This window comes from Mesorhizobium sp. WSM4822, assembly GCF_055811155.1.
This window is the reverse complement of record NZ_JBVVQM010000002.1, coordinates 569,303-584,489: the sequence shown is the minus strand read 5'-3', so window position 1 is coordinate 584,489 and position 15,187 is coordinate 569,303. Positions and strand designations below refer to the sequence as shown.

Below are 15,187 nucleotides of genomic sequence, written 5' to 3'. Positions count from 1 at the left end.
CTCAGGGCCATGGGAACGTCATATTGCGCTTCAAACCGGCCGCCGCAAGCGACGGCGTGCAACGGGTCAGGGATGTCGAAGAGCAACAACGTCTACAAGGATGCCTACAACCGCTGCCTGCGGCTGCTCGACGAAACGCGCAGCCTGCCTTCGGAGCCGGAACTGGGCACCTTGCTTGGCGTCAGCCGTACGACCGTCCGCACCATTCTTGCGCGCATGGAAGAGACAGGGCTGATCGCCTGGGACAAGCGCGCCAAGACGGTGCTGCGCGAAGCGCATCCGGACGATTTTTTCCCCGAAGAAGAGACCGACACGCTGGCCGAGATCATCGAACGGTCGTTCATGCGCAGGCTGCTCGCCGGCGGCGCCGAGGCCGGCATGCAGATCAATGAACTCGAACTGGCGCGTGAGATCGGCGTCGGCACCACCAGCGTGCGCGAGTTCCTGATCCGCTTCTCCCGCTTCGGCCTGATCGAGAAGCGCCGCAACAGTCACTGGGTGCTGAAGGGCTTTACCCGCGCCTTCGCACTGGAGCTCACCGAAATCCGCGAAATGTTCGAACTGCGCTCGGCGGCCGCCTTTGCCGCTTTACCGCAGGACAGCGCGGTCTGGACCGATCTCGACCGCCTGGAAGACGAGCATCGCCAGTTGGCAAACGACATCGCCACCCGCTTCACCGAGTTCTCCGAACTCGACGAGCGCTTCCACCGGCTCATCCACCGGGCGTCGCGCAACCGCTTCATCGTCGATTTCTACGATGTCATCGCCATGATCTTCCACTACCATTACCAGTGGAACAAGGCGCAGGAACGCGAGCGCAACGAAGTCGCCATCGGTGAGCATCTGGTCTACATAGAGGCGCTGAAATCACGCGATCTCGGCAAGGTCGACGCCGCTTGCCGCAAGCACCTGAAGTCGGCGCGCCAGACATTGCTGACCTCGATCCCGGAGAGCCGGTCGCTGCAAAAATCCTGAGTCGCATCGCGGCTCGGAGTCTCGTTTCATGCATGTCGTTGTCCCAAAGCCGCTATACACTTTGGGGCGACATGCATTGACCCTGCCGCGTTGGCGCCGCGGCGATTTGGCGATTTTCCACCCGCCAGCCCCGTGCTAGGAATGTCGCATTGCTGCGAAGAGGCAGGGCTTTGAGCGTATCGAGGAGACGGTGGAGCATGCCGGTCGCGCTGGTCGCGGCCTATCTGCTGTTGCTCCAGTCGACGCTCGGAGCATTCGCCTTCGGCACCGGTCCCAATGCATCGCAGCTCGACGCGTTCGGCAACGTCATCTGCACCCATGAGGGCGCAGCCCAGCTTCCCGGCGGCAACCAGCAGCCGTCCCATCTTCCGGCATGCTGCGTGCTCGGCTGCAGCATGGTTTCGGCGGCCTTTGCGCCGCCGCCCGGTGCTGGCCTGGCGCTGGGCAGCCTTTCCTTCAAAACGGTCGCCTTTGTTTTTCCGGCGGCCATCCATCTCGACTTTGCGCGTGAGCGCTCGCCGTCGAACCCGCGCGCGCCGCCGCTGACGGCCTGAGCCTGTTTGCCCGGCGGAATTTTTCGTGGGCGTACCCATCCAAAGATCAAACTGCTCGCGACCGGCAACGGCGCGACCATCACTTCATGGAGCAACCATGTCCTATTTTTTCCCTGACGCCGCGCGTCCTGCGCCAGGCGGCATTCTACGCGGCATCGAAGAGCGTGTCGGCATTGCCGTGCTGGCTCTTGCGCTGCTGTTCACAGGCGCCCAGTCCGTCCTCGCGCATGAGTTCAAACTTGGCGATCTCGAGATCGGCCACCCCTGGTCGCGCGCCACACCTGCCGGTGCCAAAGTGGCCGGGGGTTATTTCACCGTCACCAACAATGGCAGTGCACCGGACCGGCTGGTGTCGATTTCGTCCGATGTTTCTGAAAAGGCCGAGCTGCATGAGATGGGCGTCAAGGACGGCGTCATGACCATGCGGCCGGTTGCCGGCGGCCTGGAAATTCCGGCCGGCGGCAAGGTCGCGCTTGCGCCTGGCGGCTATCATTTGATGTTCATCGGCCTGAAGCGGCAACCCAAACAGGGCGAAAAGTTCTCCGCCGTCCTGACCTTCGAAAAGGCCGGCGCCGTCAGCGTCGATTTCGCTGTCGAAGGCATGGGCGGTGGCGCCATGGACGATCACGCCAATTGATCCGGCCGGTTCGACAAATTTTGAAAATCCGAGGGACCATCATGAACAAATATCTTTTGTCGGCCGGCGCACTTCTCGCGCTCGGAACCAGCGCCGCCTTCGCGCATATCACGTTCGAAACCCAGGAGGCGGCGGTCGGCTCGACCTACAAGGCCGTTTTGCGGGTGCCGCATGGCTGCGAAGGCAAGGCGACGACCGCCGTGCGTGTGCAGATTCCGGAAGGGGTGATCGCGGTGAAGCCGATGCCGAAGCCTGGCTGGACGCTGCAGACCAAGAAGGGCAAGTACGACAAATCCTACCAGCTCTACGGTCAGGCGGTTGCCGACGGGGTCAAGGAGGTCGACTGGAGCGGCGGCAGCCTGCCCGATGAATTCTACGACGAGTTCGTCTTCCGCGCGACGTTGACGGCGGATCTCCCGGCGGGCCAAAAACTCTACTTCCCGGTGGTGCAGGAATGCGACGGCGCCGCCGATCGCTGGATCGAGATCCCGGCGGCAGGGCAGGATGAAGACGCGCTGGAAAGCCCGGCACCCGGCATCAAGTTGCTGCCGAAGAAATGATCTCCCAGGCGGCGCGCCCTTTCGAGCGCGCCGCTCCTTTTCGTGGCGGTGACATGGGCACGACCTCCTTCCTGCAAACGGCTTCCATGACCGGCCAACGCGCCGGCCGGCTTGCCGCCGGCCTGTTGGCCGTGATCGTGTTTCTTGCCGGCCTTGCCGTGTCGGATCAGGCCTTTGCCCATGCCGCGCTGATCAAGACCGACCCGGCCGACGGCGCGGTGCTGGCACAGGGGCCGGCGCAGTTCTCGCTGACCTTCAGCGAGCCGGTCTCGCCTCTGGTGCTGACGCTGGTGAAGCCCGACGGCAAGCCGGTTCCGCTAACGTCATTCCGGCTCAGCGACCAGACCGTCGAGATCGACAATCCGCAGCTACTCAAGTCCGGCACGCATGTCTTGAGCTGGCGCGTCATCTCCGCAGACGGTCATCCCGTCGGCGGATCGCTGCTGTTTTCCATCGGCGCGCCCAGCGAGCCGCCCGCCGTATCCGAAGCCGTCGACTGGCCGTTGCGGTCGGCTATCTGGACGGGCAAAATCTTTCTCTACGTCGGCCTTTTCCTCGGCGTTGGCGGCGCCTTCGCGCTTGCCTGGTTGGCCGGAAGTGGCCGTGCCGGGCAGCGCTTCGTTGCAGCTGCAATCCTGAGCGGGCTGGTCGCGTCGTGCCTGTCGCTCGGCTTGCAAGGTCTGGACGCATTGGGGGCGCCGCTCTCCCATCTGGCACAATCGGTCGTCTGGCGGACCGGGCTCGACACCAGTTTCGGCTGGACAGTGCTGGTCGCGCTGATCGCGCTGGGCCTTGGCCTGCTGTCGCTGGCCGGTCCCCGCGCCACCGCCAAACCATCGGCGCTGGCCGGCTTGGCCGGGGTGGGGGTTGCCCTTGCCGCCAGCGGCCATGCCAGTGCCGCCGAGCCGCAATGGCTGACGCGGCCGATGGTGTTCCTGCACGGCGTCGGCATCGCGTTGTGGGCTGGCGCATTGATCCCACTCGGGCTGGCGCTGAAGGGGCAATCGGCGGGGGCCACGCCATTCCTGCGGCGGTTTTCTTGGGCGATCCTGCCCGTGGTGGCCGTGCTTGCCGCTGCCGGCATCGTGCTTGCCGTCATCCAGGTGCAGACACCCGCAGCTTTGGTCGAGACCGCCTATGGAAGGCTGCTGCTTATCAAGCTGGGGCTGCTGGTCTTTCTGTTCACGCTTGCTGCCGTCAATCGCTGGAAACTCACCGCATCGGCCGAGGCGGGATCGACGGAAGTTCAACGCAGGCTGGTCCGCTCGATCGGCGTCGAGACGTTGATCGTGTTGGCTATTTTCGGCGTTGCCGCGGGCTGGCGTTTCACGCCGCCGCCACGAGCCCTGGCGATTGCGGCAGCGCAACCGGTGTCGGTCCATATCCACGCGCTGCAAGCGATGGCCGATCTCAGCATCACTCCCGGCCATGCCGGCCCGGTCGTTGCCTCGATGGTCATCATGAGCGGCGATTTCGGCCCGCTCGACGCCAAGGAGGTGACGCTTGTGCTGTCAAAACCCGATTCCGGCATCGAGCCGCTGAAGCGCGCTGCGAGCAAGCCCGGTGACGGCAGCTGGCGCGTCGACAACCTCGTCATCCCGGTGCCGGGCCGGTGGACGGTGCGCATCGACATACTGGTCTCGGACTTCGAGATGGTGAAGATCGAGGCGCCCGTCGATATCAGGCCGTAGCGTCGGCCTTATGGTCCTCACGAAATAGCACCCGCAAAAAGGAGCGACCCAGTCGGCAAATGACGACTGTCAAAATGGTCGCTTTCGTTCGACCTTGGCGGCCATCACTTCGGTTTCGATGCCAATCGCGATCGTCTCGCCCTATCGAGGCGCATTGGCAGGGGCAAGCGAGGACAAATCGCATGAAGAAGGATCAACGCCTCTCCACTGCGGGGAACGAGAATGCCGGGCGCAACAGGCGACAACCAAACTTCAGGGCGCTGGCTGCGCGCAACGACCTCGGCGCTCTCATCGAAAAACTTGATCGTGATCCGACGGAGCCGATGCCTGTCGACATCATCAATCATCTCAGTCTGGGCCGATTTCCGGACGCCCGCAAGGTGGCTGAGCGGGTCTCTGCGCCGAAGGGCTATGTGCCGCGATTGGAATCGAGGCTCAACCTGCCTGTTGCGAAGGCCGTCGCGCGACCTGAGGGCAAGCCGACGCGCACGGGCAGGCGAAACGAGGATCTGCTCAAGGCCTATGTTCCTCGCCATCTCGCCGTGCGAACGGTCCCACGGTTGCGACCGTTCTTTGCTGGACCGGACGGCGATATTGCCGTCAAGCGGTCGGGGCTTACGGCTATCGGCATGGATCTGGTGGCGTTTCCCTGGTCGGCGATAGGCCACATCCGCACCTTCTCCGAAGGCAAGGAGCTTCCAGGAGGCACCGCCTTCATGGTTGGGCCGAACCTGTTGATGACAGCCAGCCATGTCATGCCGTGGGACTACAGCGGCAACTGTCAAATCGAATTCACGCCGGCTATGTACCCGGGTCACTCCCCTCGCTTCGGCTCCACATGGGTCAGCGACTGGTATGGCGTCAGGCATGACGGCTTCTGGGATATGGCGTTCAAAGCGGATGCCAGCGACTATGCAATCTGCAGGACGATTGATCCGATTGGCAACGTCTGCGGCTGGCTGGGTACGCAGGCCTTCGACGACCACGATGAGTATTTCGACCATCTTTACATGAGCGCTGGCTATCCTGATTTCGCCGCCGGATACCCGGCTGTCGAGCTGGCTGCCTTCATCAGAGATGTCGACGGAGACAAGCATGCGCGCGAGCTTGAAACGACAAACTTCGCCGGCCACGGGTGGTCGGGAGGACCTCTGTTCGGCTTCATCCGCGACGACTGGCGCGTCGTGGGAGTTTGCCATGGCCAGGAAACCGAGTTCGTGGTTCCCTTCCCGCCTTGGAACCCGCCTTGGAATGTGAATCTGCTCTTTGCCGGAGGGGACGCAATGGTGGATTTGGTCTACCATGGCTATGCCAACTACAATTTCTGAACCCGCTTTTCCCTCGACGCCGGCACCTGAATTTCCCGGCGGCTGCGCCAATTGCCAATCTTCTCGGGCTCTGGTCTTCACGTTCGATCCGCGCAACACAATTCGGCGAGGCGGTTGACGCGGCCCGAAAGGCCCGTCAATCATCCCGTGAAGAATGGCATCCCGTGATGAATGGGCATCCCCGCAAATCGCGGGCTCGAACCAACAAGATCCGAAAGCAGGGAAGAAACGATGGAAAATGCCGAAATCGGCCTGATCGGCCTTGGCACGATGGGCTCCAACCTGGCGCTCAACATCGCCGAGCACGGGCACCGCATCGCTGTCTTCAACCGCACCAGGGCGCGCACCGACGCTTTCATAGAGAATGCCGGCGCGCTCAGGGACATGGTCGTGCCCTGCTACAGCCTGGAAGAGCTTGCCGCCGCGATCCGGCCGCCGCGCCCGATCATCATCATGGTGCTGGCCGGCAAGCCGGTCGACGAACAGATCGCGGCTCTGCGCGGCGTTCTGTCGGCCAACGACATCGTCATCGACGCCGGCAATGCCAATTTCCGCGACACGATGCGGCGCTTCTCCGAGCTTTCCGGCTCGGACCTCACCTTCATCGGCATGGGCGTGTCCGGCGGCGAGGAGGGCGCGCGCCACGGGCCGTCGATCATGGTCGGCGGTACGGAGGACTCGTGGAAGCGCGTCGAGAAGGTGCTGACGGCGATCTCCGCCAAGTTCAAGGACGAACCCTGCGCGGCATGGCTCGGCACCGACGGCGCCGGGCATTTCGTCAAGACCATCCACAACGGCATCGAATATGCCGACATGCAGATGATCGCCGAAATTTACGGCATCTTGCGCGACGGCTTAGGCATGGGGCCGAAGGACATCGGCACGGTGTTTTCCAACTGGAACAAGGGCCGGCTCAATTCCTACCTGATCGAGATCACCGCCAAGGTGCTGGCATCAGACGATCCGAAGACCGGCAAGCCGGTGGTCGACATCATCCTCGACCGCGCCGGCCAGAAGGGCACCGGCAAATGGTCGGTCATCGAGGCGCAGCAACTCGGCATTCCGGCGACGGCGATCGAGGCGGCGGTGGCGGCACGCGTTCTATCATCGATCAAGGACGAGCGGCTGGCGGCGGAAAAGGCCTATGGCAACGCCGGCGTCACGAAGATTTCAGGTGACAAGGATGCCCTGCTGAAAGATCTGGAACTGGCGCTGTTCGCCGGCAAAATCGCCGCCTACGCCCAAGGATTCGCGGTGATGAGCGGCGCCTCCAAGGAATTCAACTGGAACCTGCCGATGCCGACCATCGCCAGGATCTGGCGCGCCGGCTGCATCATCCGCTCGCAGATGCTCGACACCATGGCGGAAGCCTTCAGCAAGGGCGGCGCCTCGACCAACCTTCTGATGGCTCCGGCCTTCATCTCGCTGATGCAGGAAGCGCATCCGTCGCTGCGCCGCATCGTGGCGAGGGCTTCGGAGGCCGGTTCGCCGGTTCCGGCGCTGTCTTCCGCACTTGCCTATTTCGACAGCTACCGCCAGGGCCGCGGCACCTCGAACCTGATCCAGGCGCAGCGCGACTTCTTCGGCGCGCACGGCTTCGAGCGCATCGACGACAAGGGCGCTTTCCACGGGCCGTGGGGGAGCGGTGCGGCTGGCTAGCCCAAGGGCCTAAACGGAAACCGGCGGGCTGAACGCCTGAACCTCGCTGGTGGCGACCAGGCGCTGCAACGAGCCGGGTGCGGCGCCGCCGATCCAGCCGAGCACGGAGCGGGCGAGATCGGAGCCGGCCAGGCGGAAGTTCTCGTTGACGACGAGCAATTCCGGCCGGAACAGGTGCAACAGGTCCGACGACTGCTTGGACACGACATCGACGTCGCGGCCAAGCTTGAGGCCGGCATCCTCGATGCCGGCGACGATCGCCAGTGTCGCGGCGGCAGCGCTGCTGACGAAGCCGTCCGGCCTGTTCTCGCGGCGCATCAACTGCGCGGTCCTGGTCCTGATCTGCTCGATCGTGTGATCGATGGAAACGGTGTTGAACGGAATTTCGCTGGCTCCGACCTCGCTCAGCGCATCGGCAAAGCCGTTCAGCGTGTGGCCATAATAGGTCAGCCCGGGCGGCGGCGACAGAAGCGCCAGCTTGTGCCTGCCCATGCTCGCCAGGCGGCGCACGGCCTCCATCGCGAAAACATGGTTGTCGAAGTCATGGTAGGGATGGACGAGGCCCATGTCGGTGCGCCCATGCGTGGCAAAGGGCATGCCGTGCTCGAGCATGTAGCGGGCGCGCGGATCGTTCGGTTGGGTGCGCGAAATGATGACTCCGTCGGCCGAGCCGGTCTCGACGAGATAGCGGATCGGCTCCATCGGATCCTGCGAGCGGGAATAGGGTGTGACGATCAGGTGATAGGGCGTTTCGGCGAGCACTTCCGAAACGCCGTAGATGATGTCCGAGACGAAGCTCATGATCTCGCGGTCGGTGTTGAGCACGAGGCTGATGACATTGGTCCTGCCGGTGCGCAGACGCACGCCGGCGCGGTTCGGCCGGTAGCCGATTTGCTTGGCGACGAGCTGGACGCGACGCCTGGTTTCGGCGCCGATTTCCGGGGCATCCTTCAAGGCGCGTGACACGGTGGTGACGCCGAGCCCGGTCATGAAGGCAAGCGTCTTCAACGTCGGCCGTCCCTGTGCCGAGGTCTCCCCGTTCTTGTCCGTACGCTGTCTGTCCATTCGTCCCGCCCGTCAGGCGCATAGCAGCCGCGAGCCATGTCGGCAATCGCCGTCATGGCGATACGATATGCGTTCCAGCCCCGGTAAAGTCTCAATATACTGAAACGTTACAGATTGCCATATCGAGTTACATGTCCCTCGCCCACGAGGTGGATGGTTCTTTTGCGAAACGCTTGGGATTCCAGGAGAAATCGCCTCTGCCGCCGCCTTTTGCCCGTATCAGGCGGCATTTCGGTGTTTGCGCCGCAGCAAACCATGCTGCAGTGCATGAGAAGCGCGATCATTCATGCGAATTTGTTCGCGGTCCGAAAAAATATCGGGGACGCTTCGTTGATGGGTTGCACAGCTCGCGCAATTGCCGTATCGAAAATCTGTAACGTTTCAGATTCTGGGAGGAGCCGAAATGCGATACAGATTTTTGACCGCTGCGCTGGCAGCGACGGCCGCGTTGCAGTTTGCCGGCCAGGCGGCCGCGACGGACCTGGAAGTCACCCATTGGTGGACGTCGGGCGGCGAGGCGGCGGCGGTTGCGGAACTTGCCAAGGCATTCGATGCGACCGGCAACCACTGGGTGGACGGCGCCATTGCCGGCTCCGGCGGAACGGCGCGGCCAATCATGATCAGCCGCATCACCGGTGGCGATCCGATGGGCGCCACGCAATTCAACCATGGCCGGCAGGCGGAAGAGCTGGTGCAGGCCGGCTTGATGCGCGACCTCACCGACGTCGCCACCAAGGGCAAGTGGACTGATGTCGTCCGGCCGAAGAGCCTGCTCGACGGCTGCACCATCGACGGCAAGATCTATTGCGTGCCCGTCAACATCCATTCCTGGCAGTGGTTGTGGCTGTCCAACGAGGCCTTCGAGAAGGCCGGCGTGCCGTTGCCGAAGGACTGGAATGAATTCGTGGCGGCAGCGCCGGCGCTGGAAAAGGCCGGCATCATCCCGCTCGCCGTCGGCGGACAGGCCTGGCAATCCTCCGGTGCCTTCGACGTCCTGCTTGCGGCTGTGGGCGGCACGGACACATTCCTCAAGGTCTACAAGGACAAGGATGCCAAGTTCGCCGCCGGGCCCGAAGTCGCCAAGGTCTTCAAGGCCGCGGACGATGCCCGCAAGATGGCGAAGAACACCAATGTGCAGGACTGGAACCAGGCGACCAACCTGGTCATCACCGGCAAGGCCGCTGGCCAGATCATGGGGGACTGGGCACAGGGCGAGTTTCAGGTTGCCGGCAAGACCGCGGGCAAGGATTACACCTGCCTGCCAGGCCTTGGGCTGAACGAGGTGATAGCCACGGGCGGTGACGCCTTCTACTTCCCGCTGCTCAAGGATGCCGACAAGAGCAAGGCGCAGGAGGTGCTGGCCGAGACGCTGCTCGATCCCAAGACGCAGGTTGCCTTCAATCTGAAGAAGGGATCCCTGCCGGTGCGCGGCGACGTCGATCTCAATGCGGCCAACGACTGCATGAAGAAGGGCCTCGCCATCCTTGCCAAGGGCGCCGTCATGCCGTGGACGGACCAACTGCTTTCGCAGGACACCCAGAAGCAGAAGGAAGACCTTTTCGCCGAATTCTTCGCCAAGCCGGAACTGACCGTCGAAGACGCGCAGAAGCGCTTCGCCGACCTCATCGCTTCGGCGGACTGACGCTGGAGGCAACCCGCCTCGCTCCCGGCCTTGCGAATGCGGGGCCGGGAATGCACCGCCCTTACCCAGCCGGCTGACGAGATGAGCAAGAGCGCACGCCCCAACCTTCTGTTCCGCAACCTCAATGCGAAGGTCGCCTCGATCCCGATGATCCTCACCGCCATGGTGGTTTTCGTCGGCGGCACCGTTTGGACGGTGCTCTATTCCTTCACCAATTCGAAGCTCCTGCCGCGGCTGAATTTCGTCGGACTAGACCAGTATTACCGGCTGTGGGCGGCGCCGCGCTGGCTGATCTCGATCGAGAACCTGTTGATCTACGGCGCGATCTCGCTGGTGTTCTCGCTGGTCATCGGTTTTCTGCTTGCCGCGCTGCTCGATCAGAAGATCCGCTTCGAGGACACGTTCCGCACCATCTTCCTCTATCCTTTCGCGCTCTCCTTCATCGTCACCGGCCTTGTCTGGCAGTGGTTGCTCAATCCGGATTTCGGCATCCAGCATGTCGTGCGGGACTTAGGCTGGACGAGCTTCAGCTTCGACCCGCTCTATAATTCCAGCATCGTCATCTACGGCATATCGATCGCTGCGCTGTGGCAAGGCACCGGGCTCATCATGTGCCTGATGCTGGCCGGCCTGCGCGGTATCGACGAAGACATCTGGAAGGCGGCGCGCGTGGATGGGATCCCGATGTGGAAGACCTATCTGTTCATCGTCATCCCGATGATGCGGCCGGTCTTCATCACCACGCTCGTCATCATCGCTTCCGGCATCGTCAAGGTCTATGACCTGGTCGTGGCCCAGACCAGCGGCGGCCCGGGCATCGCCTCCGAAGTGCCGGCCAAATACGTCTACGACTATATGTTCTTCGCCCAGAACCTCGGCCAGGGTTTTGCCGCCTCGACCATGATGCTGCTCTCGGTGGTGATCGTCATCGTGCCTTGGGCCTATCTCGAGTTCGGGCGGCGCAAATGAGCATTGCAGACATCACCGCTCAAGCAAGCGTTGCCGCCGGCGCGCAACAGGACATCGCAGGGCCCTACGGTCCAAAGCCGCGCCGCATGATTTCGCGCCGCAACGTCTTCCTCTACGGCACATTGTTCGTCATGGCGGTCTACTACCTCTTGCCGCTCTATGTCATGGTCGTCACCTCGCTCAAGGGCATGCCGGAGATCCGGCTTGGCAACATCTTCTCACCGCCGCTCGAGATCACCTTCGAGCCGTGGGTCAAGGCGTGGTCAACGGCCTGCACCGGTCTTAACTGCGACGGGCTCTCGCGCGGTTTCTGGAATTCGGTGCGGATCACCGTGCCGTCGGTTCTGCTGTCGATCGCCATCGCCTCGGTGAATGGTTATGCACTGGCCAATTGGCGCTTCAAGGGCGCCGATACGTTCTTCATCATCCTGATCGTCGGCGCCTTCATTCCCTACCAGGTGATGATCTATCCGATCGTCATCATCCTGCGCGAAATCGGCCTCTATGGCAGCCTCAGCGGGCTGGTGATTGTCCATTCCATTTTCGGCATGCCGATCCTGACGCTGCTGTTCCGCAATTATTTCGCCTCGATGCCGGAGGAGCTGTTCCGGGCGGCACGCGTCGACGGCGCCGGCTTCTGGGGCATCTTCCTGCGCATCATGCTGCCGATGTCGCTGCCGATCTTCGTCGTCGCCATCATCCTGCAGGTGACCGGCATCTGGAACGACTTCCTGTTCGGCGTCGTCTACACCCGCCCCGACACCTATCCGATGACGGTGCAGCTCAACAACATCGTCAATTCGGTGCAAGGCGTGAAGGAGTACAACGTCAACATGGCCGCAACCATCCTGACCGGGCTTGTGCCGCTCATCGTCTACTTCATTTCCGGCAAGCTTTTCGTACGCGGCATCGCCGCCGGCGCGGTGAAGGGGTGACGGCGATGACGGCAGCCAATGATACCAGCGTTTCGATCCAGGACCTGTCGCTGAACTTCGGTGCGGTGACCGTCCTGGAGACGCTCAATCTCGATGTCGCCGATGGCGAGTTCATCGTGCTGCTCGGGCCGTCCGGCTGCGGCAAGTCGACCTTGCTCAACTGCATTGCCGGCCTGCTCGACGTTTCCGAGGGCCGCATCTTCATCAAGGGCAAGAACGTCACCTGGGAAGAGCCCAAGGACCGCGGCATCGGCATGGTGTTCCAGTCCTATGCGCTCTATCCGCAAATGACGGTGGAGAAGAACCTGTCCTTCGGGCTGCGTGTCGCCGGCACGCCAAGAGAAGAGATCGCCAAGCGGATCGCGCGGGCGGCTGAAATCCTGCAGATCGAACCGCTGCTGCAGCGTAAGCCGGCCGCCCTTTCCGGCGGCCAGCGCCAGCGCGTCGCGATCGGACGGGCGCTGGTGCGCGATGTCGACGTGTTCCTGTTCGACGAGCCGCTGTCCAATCTCGATGCCAAGCTGCGCGCCGAACTGCGCGTCGAGATCAAGCTGCTGCATCGCAAGCTGCAGAACACCATGATCTACGTCACCCACGACCAGATCGAGGCGATGACGCTGGCCGACCGCATCGCGGTGATGAAGGGCGGCGTTATCCAGCAGCTCGATGCGCCGCAGACCATTTACAACCGCCCGGTCAACCGCTTCGTCGCCGGCTTCCTTGGCTCGCCCGCAATGAACTTCGTCGATGGCCGCCTGGAAGACGCCGACGGCGGCTGGCGGTTCGCGGCCGAGGATATCAAGATCCCGCTCGGCACTTACGACTTTGCCAAGCCTCCGGCTCCCGGCCCCGTCACATTCGGTATCAGGCCCGAGCATGTCAGTCTGAACAGCGGCACCGGTTGGCCGTTTTCGATAGCCGCCAATGTCGAGGTGGTCGAACCCATGGGCTCCGACACGCTGGTCTGGCTGAAGCTTGCCCAGCAGAATTTCAGCGTCCGAGTGACCTCGGAACGCACGCCCAAGAATGACGAGGCGGTGACGCTTGGCTTCGATCCGATGCGCGCTTCGCTTTTCGACACTGCAACGGGCACACGCATCTAGCTTTTGAGAACCAACCTTCCAACGACAATCCCCAAGCGAAACGGACAGAGACGATGAATTGGTCATTCCAACTTTACAGCGCCCGCAATTTCCAACCCTGGGACGGTGTGCTCGCCATGCTCGGCAAGCTCGGCTACGCCCAGGTCGAAGGTTTTGGCGGCGTCTATGATGATCCCGTGGCATTCCGCGCCGAGCTCGACAAGAACGGGCTTGCCATGCCGACTGGGCATTTCTCGATCGACGCGCTCGAGAACGATTTCGACGGCGTGCGCAGAACCGCCGACGCACTTGGTATCACGCTGCTCATCTGTCCCTTCCTGATGCCCGACCAGCGGCCATCAGACGTGGCCGGGTGGCGCGGCTTCGGCGAACGCCTGGCCAAAGTCGGCGACGCCGCGAAAAAGGCCGGCTACGGCTTTGCCTGGCACAACCATGATTTCGAGTTCAAGAAACTTGCCGACGGATCGGTGCCGCAGGATCACATCCTGTCATCCGCGCCCGATGTCAGCTGGGAGATGGACGTTGCCTGGGTGGTGCGCGGCGGCGATGATCCGTTGTCGTGGATCGAAAAACACGGCAAGCGCATCAGCGCCGTCCACGTCAAGGACATGGCCAAGCCCGGCGAGGGGCTGGATGAGGATGGCTGGTCGGATGTCGGCCATGGCACCATCGACTGGGCCGGTCTGATCAAGGTGTTGCGTGCCAAGAGTGCTGCCCAATACTACGTCATGGAACAGGACAACCCCAACGACATCGAGCGTTTCGCCCGCCGCTCCATCGCAGCCGCCAAAACATATTAGGAGCAATCAGCATGGCAAAGAAACTTGGCATCGGCGTCATCGGCTGCGGCAACATCTCGAAAGCGTATTTTTCGCTGGCGCCGCTGTTTCGCGGCATCGAAATGCGTGCCTGCGCCGACATCAACATGGAGGCGGCCAAGGCGCGGGCGAAGGAGTTCAAGCTGCGCGCCGAGACCGTCGAAGACCTGCTCAAGGCCGACGACATCGACATCATCGTCAACCTGACCATCCCGGCGGTGCACTATGAAGTGTCAAAGCAGATCCTCGACGCCGGCAAGCACGTCTATTCGGAAAAGCCGTTCGTGCTGTCGGTCAAGGAAGGGCTCGACCTTAAGAAGCGGGCGGAGAAAAAGGGCCTGCGGATCGGCTCGGCGCCAGACACTTTCCTCGGCGGCGCGCACCAACTGGTGCGCAACCTGATCGACACCGGCAAGCTTGGCAAGGTCACGAGCGGTACCTGCCATGTCATGGGCCACGGCATGGAGCATTGGCATCCCAATCCGGATTTCTTCTTCCAGCCGGGCGCCGGTCCCGTGCTCGATATCGGGCCTTACTACATCACCAATCTGATCCAGCTGATCGGACCGGTGAAACAGGTCGCGGCCTTCGCGACGACGCCGGCCAAGGAGCGGACGATCAGTTCAAAGCCGCGCGCGGGTGAAAAGATACCGGTCAACACGCCGACGACCATCCATGGACTGCTGGAGTTCGAGAACGGTGCCGTTATAACGCTCAACACCAGCTGGGACGTCTGGGCCCACGGCCACGCGCCGATGGAACTCTATGGCGAGGCGGGTACGGTGTTCGTGCCGGACCCGAACTTCTTCGGTGGTGACGTTCGCTTCACCGACGCGGCCAAGCCGGTCAAGAAGCTGCCGAACTGGCCGCATCCGTTCGGCGTACCCAACGAGATGCATTCGCAAAACATGATGGCCAACTACCGCACATCGGGCCTCGCCGACATGGCAGTGGCGATCGCGGAAGGCCGGCCGCACCGCTGTTCGATGGAGCTGGCGCTGCACGCCGTCGACGTGATGACCGGCCTGTTGCGCTCCGGCGAAACCGGCAAGTTCGTCGCCATGCAGACCACCTGCGAACGGCCGGCCGCACTTGGCGTCAAGGAAGCCAAGGCGCTTTTGGCGAAGAAGAAATAGGGCAGCACACCTCAACCCTCTCCCCGTTCCGACGGAGAGAGGGTAAAGGTGAGGGGCAGAGCCAACTCGCCGCGTTGTCGCGATGCAGCCGACCGGCTCGCTTCCATTTGAGGAT

At 62.7% G+C, this 15,187-nt stretch carries 14 protein-coding genes; 13 read left to right on the top strand and 1 reads right to left on the bottom strand.

Going from position 1 to position 15,187, the window contains the following annotated elements:
• Nucleotides 1–72: 72 nt before the first annotated feature.
• From AC0L3E_RS07660 to gndA, 7 genes are all read left to right on the top strand, one after another.
• Nucleotides 73–975 carry a GntR family transcriptional regulator gene (locus tag AC0L3E_RS07660; protein ID WP_473604555.1) on the top strand — a complete coding sequence of 301 codons (903 nt, stop codon included), beginning with the start codon at nucleotides 73–75 and terminating at the stop codon, nucleotides 973–975.
• Nucleotides 976–1,172: 197 nt separating this feature from the next.
• Nucleotides 1,173–1,529: a DUF2946 family protein gene (locus AC0L3E_RS07655; RefSeq protein WP_127321857.1), complete on the top strand. Its 357-nt coding sequence runs from the start codon at nucleotides 1,173–1,175 to the stop codon at nucleotides 1,527–1,529.
• 97 nt (nucleotides 1,530–1,626) lie between these two features.
• The gene (locus tag AC0L3E_RS07650) at nucleotides 1,627–2,166 is read left to right on the top strand and encodes a copper chaperone PCu(A)C (RefSeq protein WP_127270813.1); all 540 of its coding nucleotides are present in this window, start codon (nucleotides 1,627–1,629) and stop codon (nucleotides 2,164–2,166) included.
• Between the two features lie 41 nt (nucleotides 2,167–2,207).
• On the top strand, nucleotides 2,208–2,726 hold the full coding sequence (locus tag AC0L3E_RS07645) for a YcnI family copper-binding membrane protein (protein ID WP_292695672.1): 519 nt from the start codon (nucleotides 2,208–2,210) through the stop codon (nucleotides 2,724–2,726).
• A 53-nt stretch (nucleotides 2,727–2,779) separates the two neighbouring features.
• Entirely contained in the window at nucleotides 2,780–4,417 is a 1,638-nt protein-coding gene (locus tag AC0L3E_RS07640; protein WP_473604554.1) for a copper resistance CopC/CopD family protein, read from the top strand.
• A gap of 182 nt (nucleotides 4,418–4,599) precedes the next feature.
• A complete protein-coding gene (locus AC0L3E_RS07635; protein ID WP_473604553.1) occupies nucleotides 4,600–5,745 on the top strand; it encodes a trypsin-like serine peptidase in 1,146 nt (381 codons plus the stop codon).
• 231 nt (nucleotides 5,746–5,976) lie between these two features.
• Nucleotides 5,977–7,404 (top strand): NADP-dependent phosphogluconate dehydrogenase, encoded by a 1,428-nt coding sequence (gndA, locus tag AC0L3E_RS07630; RefSeq protein WP_128307413.1) that lies wholly within the window; start codon nucleotides 5,977–5,979, stop codon nucleotides 7,402–7,404.
• Nucleotides 7,405–7,413: 9 nt separating this feature from the next.
• Here gndA and AC0L3E_RS07625 read toward each other — a convergent pair whose 3' ends face one another.
• On the bottom strand, nucleotides 7,414–8,469 hold the full coding sequence (locus AC0L3E_RS07625; protein ID WP_032900915.1) for a LacI family DNA-binding transcriptional regulator: 1,056 nt from the start codon (nucleotides 8,467–8,469) through the stop codon (nucleotides 7,414–7,416).
• A 403-nt stretch (nucleotides 8,470–8,872) separates the two neighbouring features.
• On the opposite strand from AC0L3E_RS07625, the gene AC0L3E_RS07620 reads away from it, so the two are divergent.
• From AC0L3E_RS07620 to AC0L3E_RS07595, 6 genes are all read left to right on the top strand, one after another.
• Complete coding sequence (locus tag AC0L3E_RS07620) at nucleotides 8,873–10,111, top strand: ABC transporter substrate-binding protein (RefSeq protein WP_127328234.1); 1,239 nt, start codon at nucleotides 8,873–8,875, stop codon at nucleotides 10,109–10,111.
• A gap of 81 nt (nucleotides 10,112–10,192) precedes the next feature.
• Nucleotides 10,193–11,080 carry a carbohydrate ABC transporter permease gene (locus tag AC0L3E_RS07615; RefSeq protein WP_127322195.1) on the top strand — a complete coding sequence of 296 codons (888 nt, stop codon included), beginning with the start codon at nucleotides 10,193–10,195 and terminating at the stop codon, nucleotides 11,078–11,080.
• Between the two features lie 2 nt (nucleotides 11,081–11,082).
• Nucleotides 11,083–12,015: a carbohydrate ABC transporter permease gene (locus AC0L3E_RS07610; RefSeq protein WP_473604579.1), complete on the top strand. Its 933-nt coding sequence runs from the start codon at nucleotides 11,083–11,085 to the stop codon at nucleotides 12,013–12,015.
• A 5-nt stretch (nucleotides 12,016–12,020) separates the two neighbouring features.
• On the top strand, nucleotides 12,021–13,118 hold the full coding sequence (locus AC0L3E_RS07605; RefSeq protein ID WP_023812494.1) for an ABC transporter ATP-binding protein: 1,098 nt from the start codon (nucleotides 12,021–12,023) through the stop codon (nucleotides 13,116–13,118).
• A gap of 53 nt (nucleotides 13,119–13,171) precedes the next feature.
• The gene (locus AC0L3E_RS07600) at nucleotides 13,172–13,918 is read left to right on the top strand and encodes a sugar phosphate isomerase/epimerase family protein (protein WP_127328238.1); all 747 of its coding nucleotides are present in this window, start codon (nucleotides 13,172–13,174) and stop codon (nucleotides 13,916–13,918) included.
• Between the two features lie 11 nt (nucleotides 13,919–13,929).
• Nucleotides 13,930–15,072 carry a Gfo/Idh/MocA family protein gene (locus tag AC0L3E_RS07595; RefSeq protein ID WP_473604552.1) on the top strand — a complete coding sequence of 381 codons (1,143 nt, stop codon included), beginning with the start codon at nucleotides 13,930–13,932 and terminating at the stop codon, nucleotides 15,070–15,072.
• Nucleotides 15,073–15,187: the final 115 nt, after the last annotated feature.

What these genes read in the sequence shown, in the direction of transcription:
- AC0L3E_RS07650 (WP_127270813.1), top strand. Translation starts at nt 1,627, where the DNA reads ATGTCCTATTTTTTCCCTGACGCCGCGCGTCCTGCGCCAGGCGGCATT.
- AC0L3E_RS07640 (WP_473604554.1), top strand. Translation starts at nt 2,780, where the DNA reads ATGGGCACGACCTCCTTCCTGCAAACGGCTTCCATGACCGGCCAACGC.
- AC0L3E_RS07605 (WP_023812494.1), top strand. Translation starts at nt 12,021, where the DNA reads ATGACGGCAGCCAATGATACCAGCGTTTCGATCCAGGACCTGTCGCTG.
- AC0L3E_RS07595 (WP_473604552.1), top strand. Translation starts at nt 13,930, where the DNA reads ATGGCAAAGAAACTTGGCATCGGCGTCATCGGCTGCGGCAACATCTCG.
- AC0L3E_RS07620 (WP_127328234.1), top strand. Translation starts at nt 8,873, where the DNA reads ATGCGATACAGATTTTTGACCGCTGCGCTGGCAGCGACGGCCGCGTTG.
- AC0L3E_RS07600 (WP_127328238.1), top strand. Translation starts at nt 13,172, where the DNA reads ATGAATTGGTCATTCCAACTTTACAGCGCCCGCAATTTCCAACCCTGG.
- AC0L3E_RS07645 (WP_292695672.1), top strand. Translation starts at nt 2,208, where the DNA reads ATGAACAAATATCTTTTGTCGGCCGGCGCACTTCTCGCGCTCGGAACC.
- AC0L3E_RS07625 (WP_032900915.1), bottom strand. Translation starts at nt 8,469, where the DNA reads ATGGACAGACAGCGTACGGACAAGAACGGGGAGACCTCGGCACAGGGA.
- AC0L3E_RS07615 (WP_127322195.1), top strand. Translation starts at nt 10,193, where the DNA reads ATGAGCAAGAGCGCACGCCCCAACCTTCTGTTCCGCAACCTCAATGCG.
- AC0L3E_RS07635 (WP_473604553.1), top strand. Translation starts at nt 4,600, where the DNA reads ATGAAGAAGGATCAACGCCTCTCCACTGCGGGGAACGAGAATGCCGGG.
- AC0L3E_RS07660 (WP_473604555.1), top strand. Translation starts at nt 73, where the DNA reads ATGTCGAAGAGCAACAACGTCTACAAGGATGCCTACAACCGCTGCCTG.
- gndA (WP_128307413.1), top strand. Translation starts at nt 5,977, where the DNA reads ATGGAAAATGCCGAAATCGGCCTGATCGGCCTTGGCACGATGGGCTCC.
- AC0L3E_RS07655 (WP_127321857.1), top strand. Translation starts at nt 1,173, where the DNA reads ATGCCGGTCGCGCTGGTCGCGGCCTATCTGCTGTTGCTCCAGTCGACG.